The sequence below is a fragment of the Phenylobacterium sp. genome, assembly GCF_020402505.1.
GTDB lineage: Bacteria > Pseudomonadota > Alphaproteobacteria > Caulobacterales > Caulobacteraceae > Phenylobacterium.
The window spans coordinates 1-3,088 of sequence record NZ_JADBZL010000069.1 but is presented as its reverse complement, the minus strand read 5'-3'; the positions used below and the strand labels follow the sequence as shown (position 1 = coordinate 3,088).

The window sequence follows — 3,088 nt, the reverse complement described above, 5'->3', positions numbered from 1 at the left end:
TCCTCGAGGCTCGGGTCCTCGGTCGCCACATCGCGGACGGAAAGGCCTGCGGCCCGGACGGCGGCCAGCACCTGCTCGACGCTGGATTCGCCCGTCCGGTAGGTCACCGCGAAGGCGCCGCCGGGGCGCAGGCGCGCCTCGAAGCCGCCCAGGGCCGGCGCCGCATCGACGGGCATCTCCGGGGTCACCACAACCGCCCGGGTGTCGATCCGGCCCAGCAGGTCGCCGGTCGCCTCGCAGGCCACCACCTCGCCCCGGTTGATGATGGCGATCCGGTCGCAGAGCTCCTGGGCTTCCTCCAGGTAGTGGGTGGTCAGGACGATGGTCACGCCCTTCCGGTTCAGCTCGACCACGTAGCGCCAGAGCTGGCGGCGCAGCTCCACATCCACGCCGGCGGTCGGCTCGTCGAGGATCAGGACGGGCGGGTTATGGGTCATGGCCTTGGCCACCATCAGGCGCCGCTTCATGCCGCCGGAGAGCTGGCGGACATAGGCCTCGGCCTTGTCGGCGAGGCCGAGGGCGGTGAGGAGCTCCATGGAGCGCCGCTCCTTCGGGGGCACGCCGTACATGCCGGCCTGGACCTCGAGGGATTCCCGGGGTGTGAAAAAGGGGTCGGCGGCGATCTCCTGGGGCACCACGCCGATGGCGGCCCGGGCGTCCCGGGGACGCTCGTCGATGTCGCGGCCCCAGATCTGCACCGATCCCGAGGTCTTGCGCACCAGGCCGGCCAGGATGTTGATGAAGGTCGACTTGCCCGCTCCGTTCGGACCCAGAAGGCCGAAGACCGAGCCGCGCGGGATCTGGAGGTCGATCCCCTTCAGGGCCTGAATCTGCGGCGTGGTCTTGGTGGCCGCATAGGTCTTGACCACGTTCCGGGCCTCGATGGCGTAGTCGGGCAGGCTCATGGCGACCTCCGGGGCTCCGGCGCATTGACGACGAAAGGCAGGCTCGCATACCTAGAGCCTGCCCGGGTCGCCGCCAAGCGTTCCCGGCGAGGGAGAGCCCGTCCATGGCCCGCAAGTCCGACACCCCCGCCCCCGGCGCCCCGGGTCCCGAACCGGAGATCGTGCGGGTCCACGCCCACCGCGTGGCCTGCGACGGCGTTGGCGGGGCCCTGGGCCATCCCCGGGTCTATCTGGACCTTGGCGTCGACGGGACGGTAGACTGCCCTTACTGCGATCGCCGGTTCGTCCTCGACCACGGCCATGGCGACAGCGCGCCGGGCGTCTACGAGGTCTCGGGCGGTCACTAAGCCGCGAACCCAGGATCGACCGGCCCGCCGCCGCCCTCTAGGATGGGGGCCATGAGCGACGCCCCCCTCCGCCTCTATCTCGTCGATGGCTCCGGCTTCATCTTCCGGGCCTTCCACGCCCTTCCGCCCCTGACGCGCAAGTCCGACGGCCTGCCGATCGGCGCCGTGTCCGGCTTCTGCAACATGCTGTGGAAGCTGCTGGTGGACATGAAGGCCCAGCCGGACGCGCCGACCCACCTGGCGGTGGTTTTCGACCACTCCGAGAAGACCTTCCGGAACCAGATCTACCCCGAGTACAAGGCCCACCGCCCGCCGGCGCCCGAGGACCTGGTCCCGCAGTTTCCCCTGGTGCGCGAGGCCACCCGCGCCTTCGGCGTCCACGCCCTGGAGCAGCCGGGATTCGAGGCCGACGACCTGATCGCCGCCTACGCCCGCCAGGTGCGCGAGGCCGGCGGCGAGGTGACCATCATCTCCTCGGACAAGGACCTGATGCAGCTGGTGGGCGCGCGCGTCACCATGCTCGACACCATGAAGAACGTCCGGATCGGTCCCGAACAGGTGGTCGAGAAGTTCGGCGTCCTCCCCGACAAGGTGGTCGAGGTCCAGGCCCTCTGCGGCGATCCTGTCGACAACGTGCCCGGCGCCCCGGGCATCGGGGTCAAGACCGCGGCCCTGCTGATCAACGAGTACGGCGACCTGGAGACCCTCCTCGCCCGGGCCGGCGAGATCCGCCAGGAGAAGCGCCGGCAGATCCTCCTGGAGCACGCCGAGCAGATCCGCCTGTCCCGCCGCCTCGTCCAGCTGGACGACCAGGCGCCCCTGCCCTCGGCCCTCGAGGAACTGGCGGTCGCCGATCCCGACCCGGACGCCCTGGCCGCCTTCCTCCAGGAGATGGAGCTCAACACCCTGGGCCGACGGGTCGCCGGGGCGCACCTCGCGGCGAAGGCCCAGACCGCCGCCGACCAGACGGCCGCGTCCGAGCCGGTGGACGCCTCCGCCTACGCCTGCGTGCGCGACATGCCCACCCTGGAGGTCTGGGTCGCCCGGGCCCGGGCCGCCGGCGTCATCGCCTTCGATACCGAGACCGACGCCCTGGGCTCGGCCACGGCCGGTCTGGTGGGGGTCTCCCTGGCCACGGGGCCCGGCGAGGCCTGCTACATTCCGCTCGCCCACGAGCCAGAGCCCGGACTCGCCCTCGACGCTCCCGGCGACCTGACCCAGATTCCGATGGAGGCTGCGCTGGCGGCCCTCAAGCCCCTCCTGGAGGACCCCTCCGTCCTCAAGGTCGGCCAGAACGCCAAGTACGACCTGGGGGTCCTGTCGCGCTACGGGATCCGCGTGGCGCCCATCGAGGACACCATGCTGATCAGCTACGTCCTGGAGGGCGGGCTGCACGGCCACGGCATGGACGAGCTGTCGCGCCTGCACCTGGGCCACAGCCCCATTCCCTTCAAGCAGGTGGCGGGAACCGGCAAGGCCCAGAAGAGTTTCCGGCACGTGGCCCTCGAGCCGGCCACCGCCTACGCCGCCGAGGACGCCGACGTGACCCTGCGCCTCTACCGGGTCCTGCGACCGCGCCTGCGGCAGGAGGGCCTGCTGACCGTCTACGAGACCCTGGAGCGGCCCATGCCTCCGGTTCTGGCGGCGATGGAGAACGCCGGGGTGCGGGTTGATCCCGATCGCCTGCGCCGGCTGTCCAACGACTTCTCGGTCCGGATGGGCGAGCTGGAGGCCGAGGCCCACCGGCTGGCCGGCCACCCCTTCAACCTCGGCAGCCCCAAGCAGGTGGGCGAGGTGCTCTATGGCCAGATGGGTCTGGAATCCCGCCGCACCACC

The 3,088-nt window shown here is 71.2% G+C and carries 3 protein-coding genes; 2 read left to right on the top strand and 1 reads right to left on the bottom strand.

The genetic code is table 11. The features are described from left to right. Positions 1 to 905: ABC transporter ATP-binding protein (locus tag IM632_RS05690; RefSeq protein WP_296552095.1), on the bottom strand; the 905-nt coding region annotated here is incomplete at its 3' end. Positions 906 to 1,009: 104 nt separating this feature from the next. Between IM632_RS05690 and IM632_RS05685 the strand changes: the two genes are divergently transcribed. Together IM632_RS05685 and IM632_RS05680 are read left to right on the top strand one after the other, a co-directional pair. Then, on the top strand, positions 1,010 to 1,252 hold the full coding sequence (locus IM632_RS05685) for a zinc-finger domain-containing protein (protein WP_293511323.1): 243 nt from the start codon (positions 1,010 to 1,012) through the stop codon (positions 1,250 to 1,252). Between the two features lie 51 nt (positions 1,253 to 1,303). Next, the coding region (locus IM632_RS05680; protein WP_296552092.1) for a 5'-3' exonuclease H3TH domain-containing protein at positions 1,304 to 3,088 on the top strand (1,785 nt) is incomplete at its 3' end.

What these genes read in the sequence shown, in the direction of transcription:
- IM632_RS05685 (WP_293511323.1), top strand. Translation starts at nt 1,010, where the DNA reads ATGGCCCGCAAGTCCGACACCCCCGCCCCCGGCGCCCCGGGTCCCGAA.